At 39.2% G+C, this 24,477-nt stretch carries 24 protein-coding genes and 1 riboswitch; of the genes, 6 read left to right on the top strand and 18 right to left on the bottom strand.

The annotated features are described in order from the left end of the window. The first annotated feature begins 111 nt into the window (after nt 1-111). The gene (locus L2737_RS07865) at nt 112-1,305 is read left to right on the top strand and encodes a cystathionine beta-lyase (RefSeq protein WP_248955355.1); all 1,194 of its coding nucleotides are present in this window, start codon (nt 112-114) and stop codon (nt 1,303-1,305) included. A gap of 95 nt (nt 1,306-1,400) precedes the next feature. Here L2737_RS07865 and L2737_RS07870 read toward each other — a convergent pair whose 3' ends face one another. The 3 genes from L2737_RS07870 to yegD form a co-directional block, all read right to left on the bottom strand. Further along, on the bottom strand, nt 1,401-1,883 hold the full coding sequence (locus L2737_RS07870; protein ID WP_102529300.1) for a double zinc ribbon domain-containing protein: 483 nt from the start codon (nt 1,881-1,883) through the stop codon (nt 1,401-1,403). Nucleotides 1,884-2,229: 346 nt separating this feature from the next. After that, a complete protein-coding gene (locus tag L2737_RS07875; RefSeq protein ID WP_198589606.1) occupies nt 2,230-2,661 on the bottom strand; it encodes a CreA family protein in 432 nt (143 codons plus the stop codon). A 107-nt stretch (nt 2,662-2,768) separates the two neighbouring features. Further along, nucleotides 2,769-4,133 carry a molecular chaperone gene (gene yegD / locus L2737_RS07880; protein ID WP_248955356.1) on the bottom strand — a complete coding sequence of 455 codons (1,365 nt, stop codon included), beginning with the start codon at nt 4,131-4,133 and terminating at the stop codon, nt 2,769-2,771. Nucleotides 4,134-4,461: 328 nt separating this feature from the next. Here yegD and ppk1 point away from each other — a divergent pair, with 328 nt between their 5' ends. Then, nucleotides 4,462-6,612: a polyphosphate kinase 1 gene (gene ppk1, locus L2737_RS07885; protein WP_248955357.1), complete on the top strand. Its 2,151-nt coding sequence runs from the start codon at nt 4,462-4,464 to the stop codon at nt 6,610-6,612. A gap of 2 nt (nt 6,613-6,614) precedes the next feature. Beyond that, nucleotides 6,615-8,111 carry a Ppx/GppA phosphatase family protein gene (locus L2737_RS07890; RefSeq protein ID WP_248955358.1) on the top strand — a complete coding sequence of 499 codons (1,497 nt, stop codon included), beginning with the start codon at nt 6,615-6,617 and terminating at the stop codon, nt 8,109-8,111. A gap of 155 nt (nt 8,112-8,266) precedes the next feature. On the opposite strand, the gene trhO is transcribed toward L2737_RS07890, so the two are convergent. Further along, complete coding sequence (trhO, locus tag L2737_RS07895) at nt 8,267-9,244, bottom strand: oxygen-dependent tRNA uridine(34) hydroxylase TrhO (protein WP_248955359.1); 978 nt, start codon at nt 9,242-9,244, stop codon at nt 8,267-8,269. A 243-nt stretch (nt 9,245-9,487) separates the two neighbouring features. Here trhO and L2737_RS07900 point away from each other — a divergent pair, with 243 nt between their 5' ends. Next, entirely contained in the window at nt 9,488-10,198 is a 711-nt protein-coding gene (locus L2737_RS07900; RefSeq protein ID WP_248955360.1) for a glutathione S-transferase, read from the top strand. Between the two features lie 192 nt (nt 10,199-10,390). Next, nucleotides 10,391-10,597: a hypothetical protein gene (locus L2737_RS07905; RefSeq protein WP_102529295.1), complete on the top strand. Its 207-nt coding sequence runs from the start codon at nt 10,391-10,393 to the stop codon at nt 10,595-10,597. Between the two features lie 227 nt (nt 10,598-10,824). Here L2737_RS07905 and L2737_RS07910 read toward each other — a convergent pair whose 3' ends face one another. The 10 genes from L2737_RS07910 to hinT form a co-directional block, all read right to left on the bottom strand. Next, nucleotides 10,825-11,373 (bottom strand): NAD(P)H nitroreductase, encoded by a 549-nt coding sequence (locus L2737_RS07910; RefSeq protein WP_102529294.1) that lies wholly within the window; start codon nt 11,371-11,373, stop codon nt 10,825-10,827. Between the two features lie 91 nt (nt 11,374-11,464). Beyond that, nucleotides 11,465-12,049, bottom strand: coding sequence for an HvfX family Cu-binding RiPP maturation protein (locus L2737_RS07915; protein ID WP_283108286.1), 585 nt, complete (start codon nt 12,047-12,049; stop codon nt 11,465-11,467). A gap of 100 nt (nt 12,050-12,149) precedes the next feature. Beyond that, nucleotides 12,150-12,995: a DUF6279 family lipoprotein gene (locus L2737_RS07920; RefSeq protein WP_248955361.1), complete on the bottom strand. Its 846-nt coding sequence runs from the start codon at nt 12,993-12,995 to the stop codon at nt 12,150-12,152. Nucleotides 12,996-13,039: 44 nt separating this feature from the next. Then, a complete protein-coding gene (locus L2737_RS07925; RefSeq protein WP_248955362.1) occupies nt 13,040-14,125 on the bottom strand; it encodes a phosphotransferase in 1,086 nt (361 codons plus the stop codon). A 79-nt stretch (nt 14,126-14,204) separates the two neighbouring features. Beyond that, entirely contained in the window at nt 14,205-14,855 is a 651-nt protein-coding gene (pnuC, locus tag L2737_RS07930) for a nicotinamide riboside transporter PnuC (protein ID WP_102529290.1), read from the bottom strand. 42 nt (nt 14,856-14,897) lie between these two features. After that, nucleotides 14,898-15,158: a YkoF family thiamine/hydroxymethylpyrimidine-binding protein gene (locus tag L2737_RS07935; protein ID WP_102529289.1), complete on the bottom strand. Its 261-nt coding sequence runs from the start codon at nt 15,156-15,158 to the stop codon at nt 14,898-14,900. Nucleotides 15,159-15,306: 148 nt separating this feature from the next. After that, nucleotides 15,307-17,493, bottom strand: coding sequence for a TonB-dependent receptor (locus tag L2737_RS07940; protein WP_248955363.1), 2,187 nt, complete (start codon nt 17,491-17,493; stop codon nt 15,307-15,309). Between the two features lie 115 nt (nt 17,494-17,608). Beyond that, nucleotides 17,609-17,720: riboswitch (TPP riboswitch) on the bottom strand. A 148-nt stretch (nt 17,721-17,868) separates the two neighbouring features. Further along, the gene (locus tag L2737_RS07945; RefSeq protein ID WP_102529287.1) at nt 17,869-18,258 is read right to left on the bottom strand and encodes a YcfL family putative periplasmic lipoprotein; all 390 of its coding nucleotides are present in this window, start codon (nt 18,256-18,258) and stop codon (nt 17,869-17,871) included. 82 nt (nt 18,259-18,340) lie between these two features. Then, nucleotides 18,341-19,354, bottom strand: a complete 1,014-nt coding sequence (locus L2737_RS22500) for a PaaI family thioesterase (protein ID WP_229368205.1) — start codon at nt 19,352-19,354, stop codon at nt 18,341-18,343. Between the two features lie 10 nt (nt 19,355-19,364). Next, nucleotides 19,365-19,721 carry a purine nucleoside phosphoramidase gene (hinT, locus tag L2737_RS07955; protein WP_102529286.1) on the bottom strand — a complete coding sequence of 119 codons (357 nt, stop codon included), beginning with the start codon at nt 19,719-19,721 and terminating at the stop codon, nt 19,365-19,367. Nucleotides 19,722-19,947: 226 nt separating this feature from the next. On the opposite strand from hinT, the gene L2737_RS07960 reads away from it, so the two are divergent. Beyond that, complete coding sequence (locus L2737_RS07960; RefSeq protein ID WP_248955364.1) at nt 19,948-21,705, top strand: M61 family metallopeptidase; 1,758 nt, start codon at nt 19,948-19,950, stop codon at nt 21,703-21,705. A 144-nt stretch (nt 21,706-21,849) separates the two neighbouring features. On the opposite strand, the gene L2737_RS07965 is transcribed toward L2737_RS07960, so the two are convergent. From L2737_RS07965 to L2737_RS07980, 4 genes are read right to left on the bottom strand one after another with little or no spacing between them, the layout of a single operon-like run. Next, entirely contained in the window at nt 21,850-22,701 is an 852-nt protein-coding gene (locus L2737_RS07965; protein ID WP_102529284.1) for a CsgG/HfaB family protein, read from the bottom strand. Between the two features lies 1 nt (nt 22,702). Continuing rightward, nucleotides 22,703-23,110 carry a curli assembly protein CsgF gene (locus L2737_RS07970; RefSeq protein ID WP_102529283.1) on the bottom strand — a complete coding sequence of 136 codons (408 nt, stop codon included), beginning with the start codon at nt 23,108-23,110 and terminating at the stop codon, nt 22,703-22,705. Nucleotides 23,111-23,123: 13 nt separating this feature from the next. Then, nucleotides 23,124-23,714, bottom strand: coding sequence for a CsgE family curli-type amyloid fiber assembly protein (locus tag L2737_RS07975; RefSeq protein ID WP_248955365.1), 591 nt, complete (start codon nt 23,712-23,714; stop codon nt 23,124-23,126). Continuing rightward, on the bottom strand, nt 23,711-24,343 hold the full coding sequence (locus L2737_RS07980; protein WP_102529282.1) for a LuxR C-terminal-related transcriptional regulator: 633 nt from the start codon (nt 24,341-24,343) through the stop codon (nt 23,711-23,713). The genes L2737_RS07975 and L2737_RS07980 overlap by 4 nt, the downstream gene beginning before the upstream one ends. Between the last annotated feature and the right edge of the window lie 134 nt (nt 24,344-24,477).

Here is a 24,477-nt window from a genome sequence, read left to right on the forward strand (position 1 = left end):
CACACGATAAATCGTCATTTATATTCGACTAGCGCTTTATTATGGCCGTATAGATGGTAGGATGGCTAAATTAATAGATAACATCACCTTGTATCAATTGGGAATGAGTTTATGAGTAATCAGCAAGACAAACTAGCCACTCAAATTGTCAGTGTCGGTAGAGAAAAGAAATACTCGCAAGGGATTATAAACCCACCAGTATATCGCGCATCGACAGTCGTATTCGATACCATGGATGACATGCGTTTTGCGATTAAAAACAAAACCAATGGCGAAATGTTTTACGGCCGCCGTGGCACCCCTACTCATTTCTCTTTTCAACAAGCAATCAGTGAATTAGAAGGCGGCGCAGGTACTGCGCTTTACCCATCTGGTGCTGGTGCTATTAGTGCTGCTCTGTTGTCCTTCTTAAAAAGTGGCGATCATTTATTAATGGTCGATAGCGCCTATGAACCGACGCGTGATTTATGTAATAAATTGCTGGCAGGCTTTGGCATTGAAACCACTTACTACGATCCGCTTATTGGCGAAGGAATTAAAGACTTAATCCAGCCGAATACAAAAGTCTTGTTCCTAGAATCTCCAGGGTCTATCACCATGGAGATTCAAGATGTGCCAACATTAAGCCGAATCGCACATGAACATGATGTTGTGGTAATGCTCGATAATACTTGGGCATCGCCAATTAATTCCCGCCCTTTTGAAATGGGCGTGGATATCTCCATCCAAGCTGCAACCAAGTACATCGTCGGCCATTCAGATGTGATGATGGGCACAGCAACAGCTAATGAAGCCCACTGGGAACAACTGCGTGAAAATAGTTATATCATGGGCCAGACTACGTCACCTGACGATGTGTACCTCGCCGCGCGTGGTTTACGCACATTAGGTGTAAGAATGGCCCAGCATGATAAGAATGCGCTTAAAGTCGCCAATTGGTTAGCTAGCCGACCTGAAGTGGATCATCTGCGTCATCCTGCCTTTGAAACCTGCCCTGGTCATGAATTTTATCAACGTGATTTTAGTGGTGGTAATGGCCTATTCTCATTTGTATTAAAACAAGGCAACTTAGCCTCTGTCACTGCATTTGTTGAAAACATGCGTCATTTTAAAATGGGCTTTTCATGGGGCGGATATGAGAGCCTTATTTTAGGTGTATTCGGTATTGATAGACTGCGCACTGCAACAACATGGGATACCAGTAAACCACTGATTAGACTTCATATTGGCTTAGAAGATCCTGATGATTTAATTGCGGATTTAACTGAAGCATTTGAGCGCTTTAATGCTGTTATTGACAAATAACACCACAGCTTAACAGCCAATAAAAACTAAGGGCCTTCTCAGTGAGAAAGCCCTTTTTTATATTTTTCAAATACAATTAAACGCGCTACAGCAATTTAGTTAGCATTAACAATAGACTGTAATACTTTACGTAATTCATCACTGTTAGCTTTAGATAATCCAATAATCACACTGGGTTTCTGACCACGAGTTTCAATTTCAACCTTGTCCCAAATAATACCGCTACGGTAATTAAACCCTGCAATTTTATTCCATGGTACTTCATCCGTGTTATTCCACAGTCTAAACACACCGGGGGTATTAATCGTGATTTTATCTTCATCGGTTATGATTTCTTGGGGAAGAAGTCGAAACCTAAACAACAAAGAGGCCAACACTTCCGTGTTGAATGCCATGGACAACTGACCCACATCAACACTTATCTGGCTAAAGCGATAACGACAGTGCATGCACACCTTGGCACCAGCAGGTAATGTCCCATAACAGTCGGGGCAGACATGCTCTGATAAATACTCATGACAATGAGCGCATTTGAGAGCGCCTTCATTCAGTTCACTTTGGCAAAAAGGACAATCCATGTAATCACCATTTATTTTATAAGTTAACCATTAACTTAAGCTATGCCCATGATACTTCAAGATGCAAAGTCAGTAAGGCAAATAGTGCCAAGATGCTAGGCATAAAATTGAAGTATAGTTATTCTACATCGATATTTTATAACAACGCAGATTGGTGCTATTTGACTTGCCCTACGGGGCGCAAGCTCGAAAACCATTGCTTCGAAAGCCATTGCTACGTTGTAACCTTTGAAAAGTGAATAACAATTACCTCAGCTTACGCCTTGCATTGTTATCCGAGCTTGTGCCTGACAAAGCATCTTGAGGTAACATGGGTATATCAGTATCTCAACTAGCAAGCTTAAAGCTAAATCGCAGGCTGCGGCTGACGATAAGCCTTTGTAGCCCACAGAGGTACAGTGGATAAACTGTGCTTGTAACTGCCAGATGTTTCTTTCGTTGAATATGAAACATACATCAAAGTTTGATTTTCTTTATCAAAAATACGTCTAATTTTCATGGTTTTAAAAAAGATACTTTTTGACTTTTTAAATACAATCTCGCCTGATGCAGACATATCAATTTGTGCAATCATTTCTGGTGTGATTTCACCCGTTTGTCGACATGAAATAGCCGAATCGGATGGATCTGAAAAGCTTAAATCAGCTTCAATACTGGCAACATGACACGTTACACCTGAAACGATCGGGTCGACCATCATATTTAGCTTAATATCTTTGGTCGTAAAAACACCTAAACTGACTTTACCAACATCATCACTGCAACTCATTGTTAGCATGCTAGCCGCCACAACAAATATTGCCGCAGTAGTTTTAGTCAGCGAAGGCAGTAACGCTTTGTTATTCAGTGTCGACTTTAATGGAGTAAACATCATTTCACTTTTCCTTAAGAATTAAATACTTTACCAGCCCAGCGCACAAGACCACTGGTCACACTACCAAAATGATCACCAACAACGATTTCTGCATCAGTAAATTGCTCGGCAATGCATTGATGAATAACCGGACTTTTTGCGGTGCCGCCAGTAACATAAACCACATCAGGCATAACGCCAGTCCCCTCCACCGCTTGCTTCATAATTGTCACCAACTTAGCAACGGGTTGATCAACCGCAGTTTCAAAATCAGTTCTATTTACCGGCACAGTAAATAAAGGCTCAATAAATGACAAGTCTGCGCTGTACTCAGACTGTGATGATAAACCTATTTTAGATTGCTCCGCTTGGCGTACAAACTGATAACTCATTTGATGTTGTCTTAATGATTTAAGACGTGCTAATAATGCAGGTTTTGACGAATCTTTAATTAACTCATCAATTAATTTTGCCGTGGCAAGCGAGCCAAAATCACGCTGAGCGCTGATATCATTTACCGCAACACCATTCCAAAACGGTTGTCTTGGTACGGTTAAATTGTTTTTCAATTGAGAACCAAGACCAAGGTGCGGCATAAAACAATTCATTGCTACGGCAATATCTAAATCGTTACCGCCAACACGTTGTCCACTATGGCCTAGTACATCTTCACTGCGATCTGTTTTGTGTTGTAAATCTGGCCCCATTTTCACCATAGAACAATCCGTAGTACCACCACCGACATCAACCACTAATACGGTTTGATTACGTGTCATTGAAGCTTCATAATCCATCGCTGCAGCCATTGGCTCAAACAAAAAACTCACCTCTTCAAAACCCGCGCGTTTAGCTGCAGTTTCTAAAATAGTTTGCGCTTGTTGGTTGCTTAACTCTCCGCCAATGCCTTGAAAGTTGACCGGTCTGCCAATAACGGCTTTGGTAATAGGTTCATTGATCACTTTATTCGCGCGAGACATCACTTCTAACATCATAAGCGTCACGATGTCTTCAAACAGTCCTACCTGCTCAACTCTTAACCCACTGGCACCCAAAAATGATTTTGGCGAACGGACATAAAACCCTTCGTCAGGCAGCTCCAAATATGCTTCAATCGCCTCAGGGCCAACAAACACCACTTGCTCATCTGGGTAAATATCCAAATCATGGCGAACCATTCTTGCGCGGCTAAGTTGTGCAGAGCGCAGCTTGCCATATTCAGCTTTTAGCTCTGGTGCAATACGCTGATAAACAGCTTCGGCGATTAATTCTCGGTCCATTGCATATAAGGTCGATGATAAGAAATTACTGTCGCCATTGATCGGAATTAACGTCACTTCACCATTTTTTTCAATTCCTACGGAACAATTAGCACTGCCATAATCAAACCCAATAAACATTTCTTACCACTCAAAAATTCAAATCAATGCTAAAAATAACACAAGCGCTATATAGGATCTTATAAAGTTTAGCGTTCACTGTTATTTCGCTGACATTTTCATCAATTGGTTTAATTTGCTTAATCAATTTGTTGCGTCTTTGAATTTACTGAAAACAGTGTTCACACTCAATGTGTTCACATAGCTGTCATATAACTGCAGTAAAATACCTTCCTATTTTTATTCATATTAAACAGCTGATTAGCTACCTCTATCCGATAGTACTATTTAAGCGCTACCTATTTAGTGATAGATTAATTTTTGCAGCATTGCTTTGCAGGAGCCCATCATGAACGAACCTCGACATCACAGATTTATCGATAAAGAACTCTCTTGGTTATCATTCAATGAGCGCGTATTGCAAGAAGCTTATGACACATCAGTGCCTTTAATCGAGCGAGTTAGATTCTTAGGGATTTTTTCTAGCAATATGGATGAATTTTTCCAAGTCAGAGTGGCTGCAGTTCGCCGCGCTATCTTGGTATCGGGGATCAGTTCAAAGCAACTAGAATATCAAAGCTTGATGGCTAAGATTCAAGCTAAAGTATTAGATTTACAAGAAAAGTTTGACCAAATATATCCAGTGCTAATGAAAGAGCTCGCGCGCTGCAATATCTTTTTAATCAATGAAACTCAACTAAGCGAGTTTCATAGTGCCTGGCTTAAGAAGTATTTTAAAAATCAACTTAAACGACATATTGCACCGCATATTATCAATGAAGATAGTGACTTGGTTCAGCACTTAGTTGATGGCACAACTTATCTCGTGGCCAGTTTACAAAACGGTGAAAACAAAGAATACGCATTAATTGAAGTGCCGAATAAAAATGTACCGCGCTTTCTTGAATTACCTACTGAAAAAACTTCTAAAATAAAGCACTTAATATTACTCGACAATATTATTCGTCATTGTATTGATGATTTATTTAGACCCTTTTTTGAATTCGATACCATTAACGTGTTTTCAATGAAAATGACCCGAGATGCTGACTACAATATCAGTAATGAACTTGAGCAAACAACTTTAGAGCGCATGACTAAAGGGATTAAGAAACGCTTAAAAGCTCAGCCTGTAAGGTTGGTTTACGATAGAAATATGTCTGATGATATGCTCGAGATGTTAAAGTCTCATTTGCATATCAGCTCGACAGAATGCTTAGTTCCTGGCGGTCGTTATCACAGCTTTAAAGATTTTATGGATTTCCCTAATCCAAGTCGTAAAAAACTAGTCAATGAAAAGCTTCACCCTATTGATAGCAGTCAGTTTTTAGCCTTTGATAATAGCTTCGATGCCATTAGACATAAAGATATCATGCTCAATTATCCATATCATAAATTCTCGCATTTCACTGAGTTAGTCAGACAAGCCGCTTATGATCCAGCAGTTAAATTCATTAAAATAAACTTATACCGTGTGGCTAAAAAGAGTCACATAATGCAATCTCTTATTGATGCAGTTAAAAACGGTAAACGCGTCACGGCTGTAATTGAATTAAGAGCGCGCTTTGATGAAGAGTCTAATATTAACTGGACTCGCCGCTTAGCTGAAGCAGGTGTAAAAGTTCATCACGGTATCCCTAGTTTAAAAGTGCATTCAAAACTGTGCCTAATTGGTCGTAAAGAAGAGAATAAAACCCAATATTATTGTCATATTGGTTCAGGTAATTTCAACGAAGGAACTGCACGCTTTTACACTGATTTCTCGTTATTCTCAGCAAACCAAGATATTGCCGGTGAAGTAAAACAAGTCTTTGACCTCATTGAACGACCTTACCGCAAAGATGAATTCAACCATTTAATTGTCTCACCTTATAATTCTAGAAATAAGCTCATTGGTTTAATCAATAATGAAATTGAACAAGCTAAGCAGAATAAGCCTGCCAGTATTCAACTGAAATTAAACAATCTAGTCGACGACATCATGATTAATAAGCTTTATGAAGCGTCACAAGCGGGTGTCAAAATCACCATGCTAATACGCGGTATGTGCAGTTTAATTCCTCAAGTCCCTGGGCAAAGCGATAACATTAAGGTTTTCAGTATTATTGACCGCTATTTAGAGCATTCGCGCGTTATGTTGTTTCATGCTAGCGGTGAACAAAAACTGTTTATAGGGTCGTCAGATTGGATGACACGAAATATTGATGAACGAATTGAAGTCACTACGCCTGTATATGATAAGCAGTTAAAACAGATGGTTATTGCTATACTTTCACTGCAATTTAAAGATAATACAAAGTCTAGGGTGATTAACCAGCAGCAAGACAACCGATATCACCCAAGAGGAAATAAACGAAAGCTTCGCAGCCAAGTGGCCATTCATCAATACCTCAATGGCTATGAGAAAAAAGTAACAAGTGCACTCGCTGCAATAAGTAACACAACAACTCATTGTTTAAATAACAATAAGAAACTACAAGAATTACCACAAGAGGCGTAGATTTGGCAGATGTTATTGCAGAAGACTCACAACATTTTGTCGCTATCGACATGGGGTCTAATAGTTTCCACTTAGTCATAGCCCGTGAACAAGATGGGCTTTTACAAGTGCTGCACAAAGAAAAGCGCCAAGTGCAATTGGCTAAATATTTAGACAACCAAAATGTGCTAGATGAAGTTGCTATCGACAATGGTGTTCAGTGTCTTAAAGATTTCAGTCAACGTTTTTCAAACTTAGCCAAGACGCAAGTCAAAATAGTCGCAACCCACGCACTTCGTGTTGCTAAGAACCGACAATCATTTTTAAAAGCCGCCAGAAAAATACTGCCCTATCCCATTGATGTGGTCTCAGGGCATGAAGAAGCTCGCTTGATCTACACTGGTATTGCCCATAGCCAAGTACTGAAACAGAAAAATATTGTCATTGATATTGGTGGTGGCTCAACAGAAGTCATTGTGGGGAATGAAAAACGCGCAAAACATTTAGCCAGTTTAAAATGTGGTTGTGTCAGTTATAACAAGCGTTTCTTTATTAATGGTCAGCTATCAAAAGATGCTTTTAAGCAGGCGATTTTAGCAGCAGACAAGCAGTTTGCAGGCTTAAGTCAGGTCTACTTTAATCAAGACTGGTCACTTGTATTGGGTAGCTCAGGTTCTGCTAAAGCCATTTCGCTTGCGATTAGTGAAATTACCGATAACGGCGAAGGCATTACTGCTAAAAACCTGCTGGCATTAAAGAAACACCTGATTAATATAGGCAGTATTGAAAAACTTGTATTTGAGCATTTAGATGACAGAAGAATCCCATTATTGGCTGCAGGCCTAGCTATTCTTATCAGCTTTTTCAGGCAGTTAGGTATTGAAAGCCTACAAGCGGCTAAAGGCGCTCTACGTGAAGGGGTATTGTACGAACTGGCTAAAATTGAGCAGCAAAATGATATAAGACAACGCACGTTATCAAGTTTAACTCAGCTATATCATACTGATTCAAATCAAGCGCTTAAAGTAACCAATACTGCGCTGACATTATTTGAGCAAGTCACAAAAAAGTGGCAGTTAACGGGTTATCGCTGGCTTTTAGAAGGTGCCTGCCAGCTACATGAAATAGGTATTTCGATTAACTCAAAGTCTCACCATAAACACGGAAGTTACATTCTTGAAAATAGTGATTTACCGGGTTTTAATCAGCAACAGCAACAATTATTAGCCTTGCTCGTTGGCAACCATAGAAAGAAAATCAATTACCTTTCAATCACCATTGCTGATGAAACACAGCGCCTTGCCTTTTTCAGATTATTGACCCTTTTGCGATTAGCAGTGCTATTTAATCTTGGCCGCACATCCAGTAGTTATCAGCACATAATCGTAAAAGCACAGCAGGCAGATTTCAATGTCATATTTTCTGGTGAGCAAGCCAAACATAATGAATTATTACTGCAAGATTTATACGCTGAGCAAAAGAGATTGGCCACAATTGGTATTAACCTCAGTTTTGGTTAGTCTCGGTTGTCGTTAATCTGAACAACTAGTTAAAAAACTAAAAAAGCATCCATATGGATGCTTTTTTACTTTGGTTAATCACTAAAACTCTGATACGAAGCTAGAAATTTAACCAATAAATCTTAGCGTGCAACATAAACTAACTTACTTAACTTTTACTTTTCATTTTGCGCTTGTTTTAGTGACTCTTTGTCTTTACGACGCTGGGCAATCACTTGCTTTACTTCGCTACCAATATGCGCTTCGCCGCGCTGTTTCGCTAGCTGAACTTGGCGTTCACGTTCGATAAAACGTTGGCGTTGCTCATCAGATATTTTATCAATACAATGGGGACAACTTACACCTTGCACATAAGCTTCTGATTGCATTTCTTCTTGAGTGATAGGCATACGGCATGCGTTGCACTGATCGTAAATGCCTTTTTCAAGGTCATGATTCACTGCAACTCGATTATCAAATACAAAGCACTCACCTTCCCACATGCTTTGTTCAGGTTTGACTTCTTCAAGGTATTTTAAAATGCCACCTTCAAGATGATAAACATCTTCAAAGCCTTGCTCTTTTAGATAAGCAGTCGATTTTTCGCAGCGAATACCACCGGTACAAAACATAGCCACTTTTTTGTGTTTTGCAGGGTCTAGGTTTTCTTTTACATAATCAGGAAACTCTCGAAATGTCTCTGTTACTGGATTAACGGCATCTTTAAAGGTACCGATTTTAACTTCGTAATCATTACGCGTATCAACCAGTAATACTTCAGGGTCGGAAATAAGTGCATTCCAATCCTTTGGTTTAACGTAGGTACCAACGACTTCACGAGGGTCGATCCCCTCTACACCCATGGTCACAATTTCTTTTTTAAGTTTTACCTTAGTGCGATAAAAAGGCATGTCTTCATCAAAAGAAAACTTACAGACAATATCAGCTAAGCCTTCTTGAGTTGCCAGCCATGCAAGTAACCCATCAATGGCTTGCTGACTACCTGCAACTGTGCCGTTAATACCTTCTTTAGCGAGTAATAAGGTACCGCGGATCTCGGCATTTTCCATATGGGCTAATAATGGCGCTCTAATGGATTCGAAATGAGGTAACGCAACAAATTTATATAAAGCACAAACAACGACTTGTGACATGGGGTTCTCCGCAAGCTGGAACTTAATTTCCAGAGCATTTAATGTAAGCTGACTAATGCAAGACCACTTAAGGTGACAGACCTCAAATAAAGGCGCGAAATTGTACCCTAATCACAGTCTTCACGGCAATTTAATTTGAATCAGATCACACACTTTGATGGTCAACTTAGGATTTATCACTAACAATTCATTTATTAACCTCTTAAAATGAATCAAATACTTAATAAAAAAATAACTCAAATTATGATCCTATATAGTTTTAGACGTTGCCCATATGCTATGCGCGCCCGCTTAGGGTTACACTTATCTTCATTAAACCCGCAAATACGTGAAATAATACTAAAAAATAAACCGACTCAATTACTCGACGTTTCACCTAAAGGCACGGTACCTGTATTAGTGGTAAACACGCAGCAAGATACTGGCGGCGCTGGTGTAGACCATCACCCTTTTGTACTAGAAGAAAGCCTAGACATTGTCCATTTTTCTCTAGGTAATTATCCTGCAACCAATAGCGAATATTTATGCAAAGGTGAATATGATTTATTAATTCACTCTCTAAATGATGCCAATGCTAAAGCACTAATTGAAAAAAATGATAACGAATTTAAAACCTGGCTAGATAAATACAAATACGCAGATAGACACCTTGAGTATTCTGAAGAGTATTATCGGGAAAATGCATGTAAATTCATTGCATTACTGGAACAGAGATTAAGCGACTCCACGCACTTATTTGCTGACAGCCCTACCTATGCTGATTTTGCTATTTTTCCGTTTGTCAGACAGTTCGCCCATGTAAATAAAAATTGGTTTGAGCAGAGCCAATACTCCAAAGTGAGGCAGTGGCTAAAACTTCACATTGAAAGCAATTTATTTCAGGTAGTTATGCGTAAGTATCCACTATGGCTTGATGATATTAATCAACAAATGAGTTTAAAAAGCACACTATAGTTTAGTAACTGCTTAATTAAACAGCTTAACTTCAAACTTTTGTATAAATATTCATAAAAACCATTGAATTAGTAAGACTAATTAGAGTAAGTTATATCAACTTAAAGATGGATTTTTAATTGTTTTTACTGCGAAATCCTAAAATGAGATTAAGCTTAAATAAGTCTCTTTGCAGTAATCAAGGATGTAGACATGGAACAAATGGATTTGGTGATGTTATTAATACTGTTATTAAGTATTTTGCATATCATGTTTTGTCATCGAGCAATAACAACGGGTGCTCATATCGACAATGTACGAAGGTATTTATGGGGAACAATTAGCTTGATTTTTGGGCCTTTAGGTTATTATATTTATCAAAATTTACTCCCGCTAGACTCCTTAGACCCAAGTGAATAAAAGCTCAAGTATATGACGCTGATAAATAACAGCGTCATATTTTATCTACAGATGATTTCACCTGATAGCGCCGAATCCTTCACTATTTATTAAAGCCTATATTTGGTGAATCAATACTCAAACTTATTAGACTCAAGGTTTGTATAAGCCCAGAGTTTATTTAGGCTCATAATTTTCCTACGTTCATATTTTATCTAAGTGAATCATTTATCTAGGCTGAGCAGATATCAAAGAAAACGAGCAAATTGACGTCCAGGCTTTAACGGTTTAACAGGTGCGTTAACTGCTGGCGTACCTACGTATAAGAATCCCACTATTTGCTCATCTTCGGCTAAGCCTAAACCTTCATTAACAACCGCGCTAAAAGCAAAGTCACCTGTGCGCCACACTGCGCCAAGCCCTAATGAAAAAGCCGCTTGCTGCATTGCCATCGTGGCACAACCTGCTGCCAGTTGTTGCTCAAGTAAAGGAACTTTAGGGTGCTGCTGATTTTTAGTCGCGATAGTGATGACCATCGGGGCACGGTGTGGCATATTTTTAGCTTTAGCGATAAAGGCTTCTTCTGCTCCGTTTGCAGTCGCTGCTTTAACAAAAATATCGCCTAACTTATTAAGACCATCACCAGTAGCAATGATAAATTCCCATGGCGTTAAAGCACCATGATCAGGCACACGTGCGCCAGCATTAAGAATGAAATCAAGTTGAGACTCTGAAGGAGCAGGTTGAGTTAATCTCGGCGTTGATTGTCGGGTAAGTAATAATTCTGATGCGTCCAATGAAATGTCCTTTTTATCAATCACATTAATTAAATTCTGACTGATACTAACAAAAATCCCACATTGAAGTGGGATTTTTTAATGACTCAATTTATGACATAAAACGCTTTCGAATAAAGTAATCAACGCTAGTGTATCGACCACCACCCATCATGAGTAGAGCCAGCAACATAAATAAATAGGTAATGGCAAACTCTATACCATTATTTAAGATAACAAAGTTACCTGAGCTAGTAAGCCATTCATAATTACCATGCTGTTGCAAAATTGACTTCGCAGCAGCCAATTTTTCAGCAGATGCGGCAACATTATCATTCGCAAGCCAAGAACTAGCATCAGCAATAGCTAACCAGCCGTTATCAATATGAACAGCAAATGCCGCAACCAACATGGTAAACATCATTGGAATAGCCACTAATCGAGTCGCTAAACCAACCAATAATAAGAAACCACCAAATAACTCAGTACCTGCAGCAAGTGCTGTCATCACCTCAGGCATTGGTAGTCCCAATCCCCAATCTGGATTACCAAACCATGCAGCAGTATCGCTAAAATGCGACAATTTATTATAACCAGCCTGCATTAATACCGGCGCAAGATAAATACGTAATGCTAATGGTGCTAAACCTTCAAGGTGTTTTAAAAAATTTAAAAACTGCTGGTAAAGGTTGGTCATATTTATTCCTTAAAATATTCATTCATTACGTCAATAGACCAAGCTTAGTCGAAAATTATTTCATCACAGGTAATTAAAACAGCCTAAAATAGTACCTGAATTATTTTATCTCACTTGAAAGATCACTTAAGTCAGTAATTAGTTCTTCCATTTTACCGGTAAAATGTTGCCTTTGTTTGGCGGATAAACTGCGATTAATATCAATCACCAATTGACCAAATAATCGAGAATTTTGATCAACATGTTGCTGGTAAACCTCTGACTTTAATTCATCTGGTGAGGTCATTAATAAACGCATACGTTGTTCTAATAAGCGTTCATCATCACGCATTTCAATCGCTTGTTGAAACTCTCTTAACCATTCAAGTCGATATTCGAGCCACATATCTAAGGTCGCAATACGCTGTTTATTATACTTTTTAACTAAACTTTGTTGTTCTGTAGATACGCTGCCTAGCCAATCATCAATACGATCTAATATCTTCTCATTGGAATCTTCTAATAACTCTTGTTGTGTCTTTCCTGCATACTTTTTGTTTAAGTCTTTATTATCTTGTTTGAGCTGTTCAATCATGCCATTGGCTTGTTCATCAGATAAGCTTGCAAGGATGGGTAATAAATCAGGTAGGATAAAGTCGAAAATACGAAACCAGTGAGCCTTTGCATCCGTAACTTGTTGCTGCCACATTTCGGGCGTCACAGTTTGCGTTTCAATCGCAGTAGAAAGTGTGTTGAGTTGTTGGCTATACCTTAATAATTCATCTTTTTGATGCCAGATGAGGAATTTATCTAGTAGAACATCAAATTGTTTTTGCTGACTCTTATCTAAAGTCACATATTCCTCTACCCGCCATTCTATGGCCCAATCAAGAAAAAAATAACTAAATTTAGTTGAGCAGCCAACTAAAAATACCACCAGCAATATTGGAACGAATGACTTCTTCAACGGACGTTCTCCTTAATCTTGGCTATTGATTAAGAATAATAGCCTTATGATATTAAAGATAGGTATTTGTTGAATAACGTAAAATATGAAGCTTTTACCTCAGCAATATCTGTCAGCTTGTTACCTACAATCGGTACTTCAACTTCCATTCCCGTGTCTTCAACCTCTGTTCCTGCCATCATTAGTGCCCAAGCGGCAGCAAACATCCAAAAACAATTAATGATTTGCCTTACATACTGGCTAGCGCCAGCTTTAAGATTTGGTTGCTCAGCAAAATATTGTTTACATAAGCTGGTCACTTGATGCGAAGTTAATTGGTGAGTTGTCAAAACAGAGGCCAAATCAAACATTGGGTGACTGGCCGCACAATATTCAAAATCAATGCATTGCAATTTATCATCGCAAAACAACAAATTATAGGGTGATAAATCTCGATGGCAAAACTGAGGAGCTATCAAGCATGATTCCAAATCAGCCAACCAAGCATTCATCTCAACTTGTCGTTGCTTTAACTGTCTGAACGAACTCTGCCATTGTTGATTTTTTTCAACTTGAGAAATGGTTGTTAAAGACTCGAGGTAAACTTGCCATTGCTGCGTTAAGCTGATGACTCTAGGTGGCAAAGGTAGCCTTGATAACTCGCAGAGTAATGTTAACAGGTGCTCAACGGGGTCAAGTGCTTGTTGTTGCTTATTTTTTAATAGCGTTTGATCCTCTGCGGATTGAGATATTGGATTTAGATGAAAAACAGAATTAACCGGGCGTTCTCGGGAATTAAAGCCGTATTCAGAGTATATAGATGACCAATCAAACCTATCTTGCTTAATAAATTCGCTCAAATAAAACTGTTTATTAGCACTTTTCCAGATCAGCTTTGGCGCTAATTTAACTGCTTCAACCATCTGCCAGCAAATGACTTCATTGTCTCTATCACACCATTGTTGAACATTTTTATTATCACGCAGCACCCAATCTTGATGAAGCATGTGGAGCCGATAATTACTATTGCTTAAACCAGCAGATAGCTTAGTGACGCCAATACAATGTGAACTTATCTCATTCACTAAATTAGACGGCAGTAGTCTTTGAAATGATGCAGGCAATACAGACCAAGGATTAAATTTTTTCATCTATTTCTGCATTTTAGTTCAGGCTCCACTCTTGCTCCATTCTGGCTCCATTCTGGCTTTAAAGTCATTCTAAACGCCTTTATTTTGCTAGAGATAAATTAACGTCAAGGTTATCTTGCTGCATTTTCTTGCGCCACATGAAATAACCACTGACAGCCATGAACAGATATAAAATAAGTAAACCAGATGTGAGCATCAAGCCTTTCTGTAAGTATAAATAAATCGATAATGAATTAATCACCATCCAGTAATACCAATTCTCAATGACCTTTTTCGCCACTAGATAGGTTGTCATCACAGCAAAGCATGTCGTTAATGCATCAAGATAAGGAAACGAAGCTGAGGTATTCGTTGCCATTAAATAACCTACGACTAGAGAGATTATGCTTGTAACGGCAATAATTATTAGATGTGTCTTCAGTGACCAACTGATAATGGGAGAAGCCGTGTTGTGGACATCGCTGGCACCATAACGCCACAACCAAAAACCATAAATAGCCATTGCCATGTAATATACATTCAACAATGACTCCATCAATAATGAGACTTTCCAAAACAACACGGTGTAAATTGCCGTACTGACAAATGCTGCAGCCCAGCACCAGATATTAGTTCTCATGGCGAGAACTAAATATGCGATGGCCAATATGACAGCAACCGCCTCCCAGCCAGTCATAGCGGTGGCTTCAGCGATGGCCGTTTGTATTGATTGAAAAATCTCAGCAAGCATAATAAGGCGCTTCTTTTTCTATATTGAGCGAATTAACAAGTTTTATTCTGTATGGCTTAAATCTAATTCGCCACCGATAAACTTACATACAAAAACAGCCTTGCCCCACTTTTGATGGGCGGCTTCCATTTCAACCGCAAGCATTGACATCACATCTGCATATTCGCCACAGATTTGTGTTGCCATCGCATTGGTTTTTCTTTCAATGTTTGAATAGCTATCAACACGACCAATAAACCATTTAATCGGATCTAAATAGTTTTCGTTAAATGGATACATACTGATTTCAGCAGTTAATTTCATCAGGAATTCCTTAGGTACGTCTCAATTAAAAATACCGCCATAGTCTAGCAAGTTATGGCGGTATTTCACTGAAATACGTTGTAAAAATATATTGTTAAAACTATTGTAATTATTAAAGAAAATGATCTTTAACGATTACTCATTAACGCTACATAAACTTCACATCAAGGGTAATACCTAATTGACGAGGGTCGCCATAACGAACGTATTGTTTGTCAGCCCAATCTAAATCTGGCTCGTTGCCAAAGTAGAAACCTCTTACACCATATTGCTCATCAAATAAATTCCTGCCCCACAGGTATGCTGACCACATTTGTGACTCATAGCCAATGCGAGCATTGAAGATAGTATAAGCATCGGACTTTGATTCATTACTGTCTGAGTAATAAAAATCACTTTTGCCACTCGCATTAAGGTTAGTAAACCAACCTGAATCACTGACATAACTCATACCAGCACTATAGGTAAAGTTAGGCGCATGCGCTTGGTCACGACCTGTCAAATCAATCACGTTGCCATACTTATCGTTATATTGATAATCACCGTATTCAGTTTCTAACCAACCAACACTGCCATAAAACTGAATATTATCTGTCGCATAGTATTTAAAATCAGCTTCTGCACCGTAATTTTTGGCGCTGCCTGCATTTTCTGTATACAGAATAAAGCGCTGCTGATCATCTGGATCTTGTTGTGACGCTGATACTTGCTGGTTTTGACGGTCCATATAAAATAACGCCATATTCGTCGCAACCACACCATCTAACCAAGATGACTTAAGACCTAATTCGTAGTTATATAAGATTTCAGTATCGAACTCTTTTTTATCAGCCAATTCCGGTGGTAATGTCATGTTAAAACCACCAGCTTTATATCCTCTCGCGATTCTGAAATAAGCATTATGATCTTGGTTTAAGCTTTTCGAAATCGCTAAATGACCGCCCCACATATTCTCTGTTGGGTCGAACTCATCGCCGTTGCTATCGCTGTATTCACTTTCTCGGCGTTCTAAACGCACACCAGCAGAAAAGACATAACCGTCGCCAAACTGGGTATCTGTTTGAGCAAAAACAGCATAATTGGTTGCTTCATATTCAGATTGTAAAACCTCGTCAGGCCAGCCGTTATATTCAGAATATAAATCATTATCTTCTTTTAGATTCATGCCATATAAACCCACTAACCAATCAGTTGAATCATTAAAGATTCGACCCGCTTCGTTTGAACTGATCCTAAACTCTTGTGAAATAGTTTTACGATCGCCTTGTTTATCCCATGTGTAATCGTAAACACACGGCTCAGTGCCAATAACAGCCCAGCTGTCATCATAGGCTGGACATTCTTTAGATGCCCAATATTCAGGGTTAGCCCAGTCACCGTCATAATTATGATGATGATCAGTTTGCGCATATGAGGTTAACGAGGTGAGTTCAAATTTTTCGAACTGAGAGAAAATAGCTTTTAAACCTACACCTGTGGTTTTTTGAGCATCAACACCTGGTGCATCTGTGATGGTTTCAAAGCCGTTGTTATCCAGTGTCCAAGCATCATAACCATTATCAAAGTTCGCGTGTAATAGGGTTAAATCGAATTGGACATCATCAGATGCGTACCAGCGCAGTTTAGCTCTAGCCGTAAACTCGTCGCGGGCATTGGTATCTTCACGTTCAAGGTAAGTATTATCGCGGTAACCATTTTGAGAATGCTGCTCTAGAGAAACGCGATAAAGTAATTTTCCTGAATCAGAAATTGGACCAGAGCTGAAACCGGAGAATGTCTGTAAGTCGTCGTCGCCCATTGATACTTGCGCGCCATGTTCAAACACATCTGTAGGGTCATTACTTTTTAAATAAATCAAACCTGCTAACGCATTGGCACCGTATTGCGTACCTTGAGGCCCGCGCAAGACTTCAACTTGTTGCATGTCGTACATGCTCGAAACCATGCCAATACCAGACAAGTCGATATCATCAACAATAAAACCAACCGATGAATTAGGTGCGCCTTGATACTCTTCTTGTTCACCCACACCACGGATTTGGAAATATTTAGGGCGAGAGCTGCCACCAGACCAGTTAAAGTTAGCAATGGAGTTCAAAACGTCTTCAAAATGTTGAGCGCCTTCATCTTGCAATTGTTGACTGTCAATTACGGTGACACTAGATGGCGCTTTTTCAAGTTCTATACTGCTAAAATCAGCATTAACAACAATCACTTCCATTTTTTCAGCGTCGGGAGCAACGCGTTCGATATTTTCTGTTTGAGCAACAGCGGAAGTTGATAAAGCAGCGAGAATGGCTATCGCAACAGGCGATTTAGATTTTAATAAAGACATAGGACCTCAAATAATAATTTTGAGATCCGGCAAGCATAGCGAATGAGTGATGTGCATCTGTGACAAACGGGTCTTATGTGCGTTGTGCTAACCGCGCTATCGTAACTGTGTTGTCGTAAATAAATGCAGCCTATTCCTACGCCGGTATGAGCCGGATCAGGTTCTAAGGGTTTGTCATTAGACATCTCAGTTAGCTCATTAATGAGCTAACACCCCTTGGCGAGGCGGATTATAAACGATTCAACTTAAGTACGACACTATTACCGTGAACTTTTCATTAACTATTTAAGTACAAATTTGTATCACACAGCAATAAAAAATATATAGCGATAAAAAAACACCCAATTAGGGTGTTTTTAATACTCAAAATACAGATTAGTTAGAGAATGCTTTACGCACGTAAACATCAAAACGTGTCGCATTGGCATTAGGCGCTAACGCTGTTACTTGCATTTGCTGTTTGCCATGTAACTTTAACGACTTCCAACTTGTGGCCTCATCTTCGATAGTAAAACCGCTGACATCATACCAAGTGAACTTATATTGTAGGCGTAAATCGCTGCCAACTTGGCTCATAATAAGTGCTGAACCTTGTAGCAAGTCCCCTTGAGTACGTACTCTAACTTGCTCAACGGCAACTTCTTGACCAAATGAGTAATTATCCACTCTCGTGACACCATTTGAACCCGCTGAAACCCCTGCTGTGTGATTGGCACAAGCAGACATCATTAATACTAATGTTACAACAACGATAGACAGTTTCATGATTGTTCCTCTGGGTACTATTTTCTTATTAAGAATACTTATTAAGAATACTGTAAAAAATGGCTTATGTTTAATTTACACTTTATTGGTCTAATAAAAAATGGGCTCTAGCTGTTGCTATCAACTGCTTTCTATTCGTTTGCCAACAATTTATCGTTACGTGGGCGACTCTGCGCCCCTGACGAGTAATTTTACACTCTGCAAAGGTATCTTGGTGTAAGCCAGCACGTAAGTAATCAATTGAGAAGTCAATGATCTTAGGTACCTTCTTCGCCTGCATAAATACCATTAATTGCACAATCGCCGACATTTCCATAAAGCCCGCGATAACACCGCCATGGATGGCAGGTAAAATAGGGTTACCGATATTGTCGTCTTTTTGTGGCAATTTAAACACCATTTCATCACCGAAACGGTTAACACTCATGCCAATAAATTGCGTGTACGGCACTTTTGCCAGCAGATAACTGTAATCATTAAGATCAATAGCACGCTTTACAATATCATGAACGTTTAATTCATCGTCAACGAGTACTTCGCTGTCAGTTTTTGAAGAAGTGCCAGTACTAAGGTTTTTATTAACAGCGAGCTCATCGCTGGTGCTAGTGTCTCCCATTAATGCTTGGCGGAATTCTTCGCCGACCATTTCTGGACTTATTCGCATAAAAGAACCAACAGCATGAGCAATAGGATCATCAACACTATCTTGATAAGCAATGGCTCTTGTAAAAGCAACGTTGGCTGATAAACGATAACACTCAGCAATCGCATAAAGTGGCTTATCAGGTTCAGCGGGTTTCATATAGTCAACACGCAAATCCAAAGTTGGCGATATCTCTAGAGACTCATATTTAGCTAAAATTGCACTCACAACCGACGTACCTGATGCCGTGTCGATTAACGTAGTTACCACACCACCATGGATAACTCCGGTATCAGGATCACCAATAATATCTTGGCTGTATGGCAGTTCGAGTAAAACATGATGCTCACTCGCCTCAAGTACACTGATGTTCAGGCGGCGACATTGGGCTAACTGGTTCACGAAACGAGTCGCCACTTGCGTTAGCGGAAAAAATTCACTGTTTATTTTCATTGGGTTAGAACTATCCTGCATGATTAAGCATTGAACCTAACGGTTTGCCGCCTACTAGATGCATGTGGATATGATAAACCTCTTGGCCACCATGCTTATTGCAATTCATGATTAAACGATATCCGTCTTCAGCTATCCCCGCTTCATCAGCAAGCTTTGCCGCAACAGACATCATGCGTCCTAAAGCTAACTCATCGGACGCTTTGATATCGTTAGTCGTTGGAATAAGGTGATTGGGGATAATTAAAATATGCGTTGGAGCTTGCGGGGAAATATCACGAAAAGCAGTCACCAACTCGTCTTGAAATAAAATATCCGCAGGAATTTCGCGGCGAATAATTTTACTAAAAATGGTTTCTTCGGCCATGGGTAATCATCCTTATCGTTATTTGTGAGGTGAACTTTACTATAGAGCGCGCCAACTAGATTATCTTATAGTATCAACTACGACCTTTGTCACTCCAGTAAATGTACATTTTAGATTTTGTCGTCTTGTACATATGCATTTGCACATTGGCAGTGATTTTGGCAGCATTGTGGTTCTTCTAGCTCGCATTTCTTTTTAGCAACACCAACTTATTTGGAAATTGTTCATGCATTATCACATCATTGCTATCGATCCTAAAGCGCATTTATTTGAAGTCACTCAAACAATTAGCAAAGCAAAACTGCAGCAAACACTGTCATTGCCTTCTTGGTTACCAGGAAGCTACATGATCCGTGATTTTGCAAGAAACCTAATCGATATAAAGGCAATAGATAAAAATGGGCAACCAATTGAGGTGCTTCAGCTAGATAAACAAACTTGGCAATGTCAAAACAGCGACAGTTTTATTAACATTTCTTATCAGGTTTACGCTTGGGACTTATCCGTGCGATCTGCTCACCTAGATACGACTCACGGATTTTTTAATGGCAGCAGTGTTTTCTTATGCGCTGAAGGGCTTGAGCAAGAAAAACACACATTAACCATTGAAAAACCAGTATTGCCTGAATTGAGTGATTGGAAACTTGCCACCAGCATGAAACGAACCTCTGGTGAACAATTTGGCTTTGGTGAGTTCTACGCTGGTAGTTATGATGATTTTATCGATCATCCTGTAGAAATGGGCAACCTCGCGATTGCCAGTTTTGAAGCATGCGGCGTACCTCACGATATCGTTCTCAGCGGTAAACATCGCGCATCACTACCCCGTTTATGTAAAGACTTAAAAGCCATTTGCGAGTACCAAATAAACCTTTTTGGTGGCAGTGCACCATTTGAGCGATATGTGTTTCTTACCACAGTATTAGGCAATGGTTTTGGCGGTTTAGAACACAGAGCAAGCACGGCGCTAATGTGTTCAAGAAAAGATTTACCTACTGATATGCACCATGAAGTGAATAAAGATTATCGGGTTTATTTATCCTTATGCAGCCATGAATATTTCCACAGTTGGAATGTAAAACGGATTAAGCCTGCTGAATTCACCCCGTTTGATTTATCCAAAGAAGCTTATACAGAGCAATTATGGGCTTATGAAGGTATCACATCCTACTTTGATGATTTTTTAACTTATCGCAGTGGCTGTGTCGATCAAACTCAATATCTCACTATGTTAAGCGAGATAATGACTCGAGTGTATCGTTCACAAGGGCGTTTTAAGCAAACCTTAAAATCATCAAGTTTTAATGCTTGGACTAAGTTTTATAAACAAGATGAGAATGCCAATAATGCCATTGTGAGTTATTACACTAAAGGCGCCTTGTTCGCCTTATTCTTGGATCTCACCATTAGAATTGAAACAGAAGGCAAACAGAGTTTAGATGATGTCATGCGCACGCTTTGGCAAGAGTTCGGTGCAAAAGGAATTGGCACTGAGATTAATACTCACCAACAAATTGTCGAAAGCCTGTTAAATCGCAATTGTGACGAGTTATTTGCTTACCTCGATAACACCCAGGATATCCCGCTTGAGCCTTTGCTTAACCAAGTCGGTATCACACTTCGCCTTAGAGCCAGTGCCGGCAATGCTGATTTAGGCGGTGGAGAAACCAAAGGTTATCAAATAGCATTTGGCGCAAAAACGAAACCTGAATCTCTAGGCCTTAAAGTCTTGACGGTTACCCAAAGCAGCCCTGCTCATCAAGCTGGACTGAGCGCGGGTGATTTATTGATCGCAGCAAATAACTTACAAGTTGATGCGCAATTTGAAGCACAATTACAATCAATGAGTTTGGCCGATGAAGTCACGTTAACTTGGTTTAGAAGAGATGAGTTAATGCAAGGTGTTATGACAATTAGCTCTGCAATAACTGATACCGTTAGTCTTGATATTCACGACCAAGAAAAACTGAATATTTGGCTGTAACGCTATAGCCATGACCTAAATATCAAATAAAAATTGAATACGCTTTTATTTCTGAAGATAAGACATATTCAATTATTTACAGCAATAAAAAAGGTGCCATATAGGCACCTTTTTTTACTGTAAATAATGGAGCTTTAACGTGTGTTAGCCGCGCTTAATTCTTGCACTCACTCTGGCTTCACTGTGGGCTTCTAACCAATACTTTTGCAAAGTTTCATTTTGCAGACCTGTGACAGAATCACCTAAGTTCCAAGCACCTTTCCAAATACCATCTGCAATTAAATGTACTACAGCACTTTCAATCGCTGACACAACACAAAGGCTTACAGGTTCATTTGAGGTGTAACCGACTTCAGCTTCTAGTAAATCTTGAGCGTCAATAAACTTAAATACACCAGCGGTGATTTCTTTTGAAATTACCGATTTAGTTGTAGTAACACTACTTAAAAGGCGACCAGTTCGAATATCAACTGCACGTAGGTTTACAGTAATACTATCCACACGATACTGACCAGAAGCACCAATACCTAAATATCGCGCGCCAGCACCACCTGTTTTGATGTTAGTGTCATAAGCAACAATACCGCCTTCCATCAATACTTGGGCGCTGTTTAATTGAGGCAGTTTATTCTTATTACCATTTAAGCCAGCACGTAAAATTTTACGCTCGGTTAATAAGTTTTGCAGCCCTTCTCGCTCAACAGGTATAAACCATGCTGAATCATTCAATGATTGCGCTAAAAATGCAGTTCCAGATTGCGGCACCGCAGTTGAAAAGTTACTAGACGGGATTGGTTTATATTGACCTGTTTGATCTCTAAAGTCATAAACTGCAGCAATCATGGCACCTTGAGGAAAAGGCAAGCTGACCAAATCGTAGTAAGTCTCACCTTTTGGCATTAAACTCGATGTTGCGTCTATGTCTGCAAACTCATCATCAACAGAAGAACATGCTGTTAACGAAAGAAGAAATAAACTGACTAAAATCTTATTCATTTTATCCTCCTGTAGACACTAGGCCGCCGACTTCGATTATCGTCGTTTCACCCGTTAGTAGATCTGTAATATGTACGAGTAACGTTCCATCTTCATTAACAACGTTAATTTCGAAATCATCGGTTTTAAGATAACCTTCATTACCATTAGCTGCATCATTAAAGAGTTGAGACATTAACCTAGATTCTAACGAACTTGCTAAACGTTCCAAAGCTGTTGGCGCGACATATCCCGTTCCACCTGAAGATTCAGGCTCATGATCATTTTGAGCAAGTGCATTATTTAATAAATACTGACCATTTAAGTAGCTACCACCAAAAGCGGGATTAACCGGAGTATAAACTAACTGAGTGGCGCTAATATTTGCCGAAAAAACTAACGCCGCGGAAGTAAATAATATTTTTTTCATGTGCGGTCCCTGCCTATATTTCATCGGGAGCTAAGTCTGGGTCTAAAAAAGCTCCCAAAAGCGCCCGTTCATTTTCCTGTTTAATCACTGTGTTAACTCTTTTCGCAGCATAATTGGCTTGATCATCCAAGTTTCTACTGATTGGGGAAACAAAGGTGACGAAAATAGTTTTTCGATTCTGTTGAATCAACATTTTACTACCGCTTCTGGCAGTAGCTTGTTCGATAATAGTAATGCCTGAATGTTTCGTTATTCCGCCAATATCTCTATAAGCCCCGACAAACTGACGATAAAAACGATGCCCAAGACGTGTCATTGCACGATTTAGAATGAGTCCATCGATTAAGTCAGTTTCATCTTTAGGAATAGAATCACTCGTATCTTGAGGTTTTACTTTAATTTCTTTTTGTATATTTTTATCTGTAGCAGAGGTTACAGGCTCTTTAGCATCTTCTTGACGTTGAGCCTGTGTTTGATCAATCACTTCATTTGGAGCTTTATTGATGGTCTCTACTGTATCCACAGATTGAGATACAGAAGAGTTTTCAGCAAATACGTTGCCTGAAATTAATAGTGATAAAAACATCAAATTGATGTTTTTCATACTCTAACCTCATGCATATGAGTTTGTGCCCAAGCAATTGCCTGGCCTCGACTTGAAACACCTATTTTTCTAAAAGCACGATATAAATGTGTTTTAATGGTACTTTCACTGACAAACAGTTGGTTAGCAATATCCAAGTTTGTGCTACCTGATAGTAAAGCTTGTAGCACTTCCCTTTCTCTAATCGTCAAGTGCTCACTCTCATCATCAGCAATATCACTCAATAATGATTTATGTAAATCATTCGGAATAATACTTCTTCCTTTCAATATTTCATTTAATCCACTACTAACTTGACTTAATTCTGCATCACAGTAAAAAACACCGGCAGTTGTAGCAGGATGAATTAGAAATTTTGCATCGACTTGCTTAGGAAAGTTTAAAAAAACAGTTTTTACAGCATAATGTTCCCTTTCTATCAATTTTTGTAATTGATAGACCTGCTGTAAGTCAATTGTCGCTAAATCAAATACGACTAGAGAATTTTGATGAGATGACAGTTGCGAACTCATTGTTGCTGGGGTGGCTTTAGCTAACTTCACAAGAAACTCTTGCGGCCAACGACAGTCTAATAAATCAACTAATAACTGAGAACGAGAAACTATCATCCAATTGACAACTTTAAACATTAATTACACTCCATTGTGACTAGATGATTAAATTGAACATGTATTGATAAATCATTTACAAGGTAATCTGACAATCCAAGTACAGATAACATTAACTTGTAAAGCAAAGAGCTAGCACTTAACAACGTACTAGC

The organism is Shewanella electrodiphila, assembly GCF_023283985.1.
In the GTDB taxonomy this organism is placed as follows: Bacteria; Pseudomonadota; Gammaproteobacteria; order Enterobacterales; family Shewanellaceae; genus Shewanella; species Shewanella electrodiphila.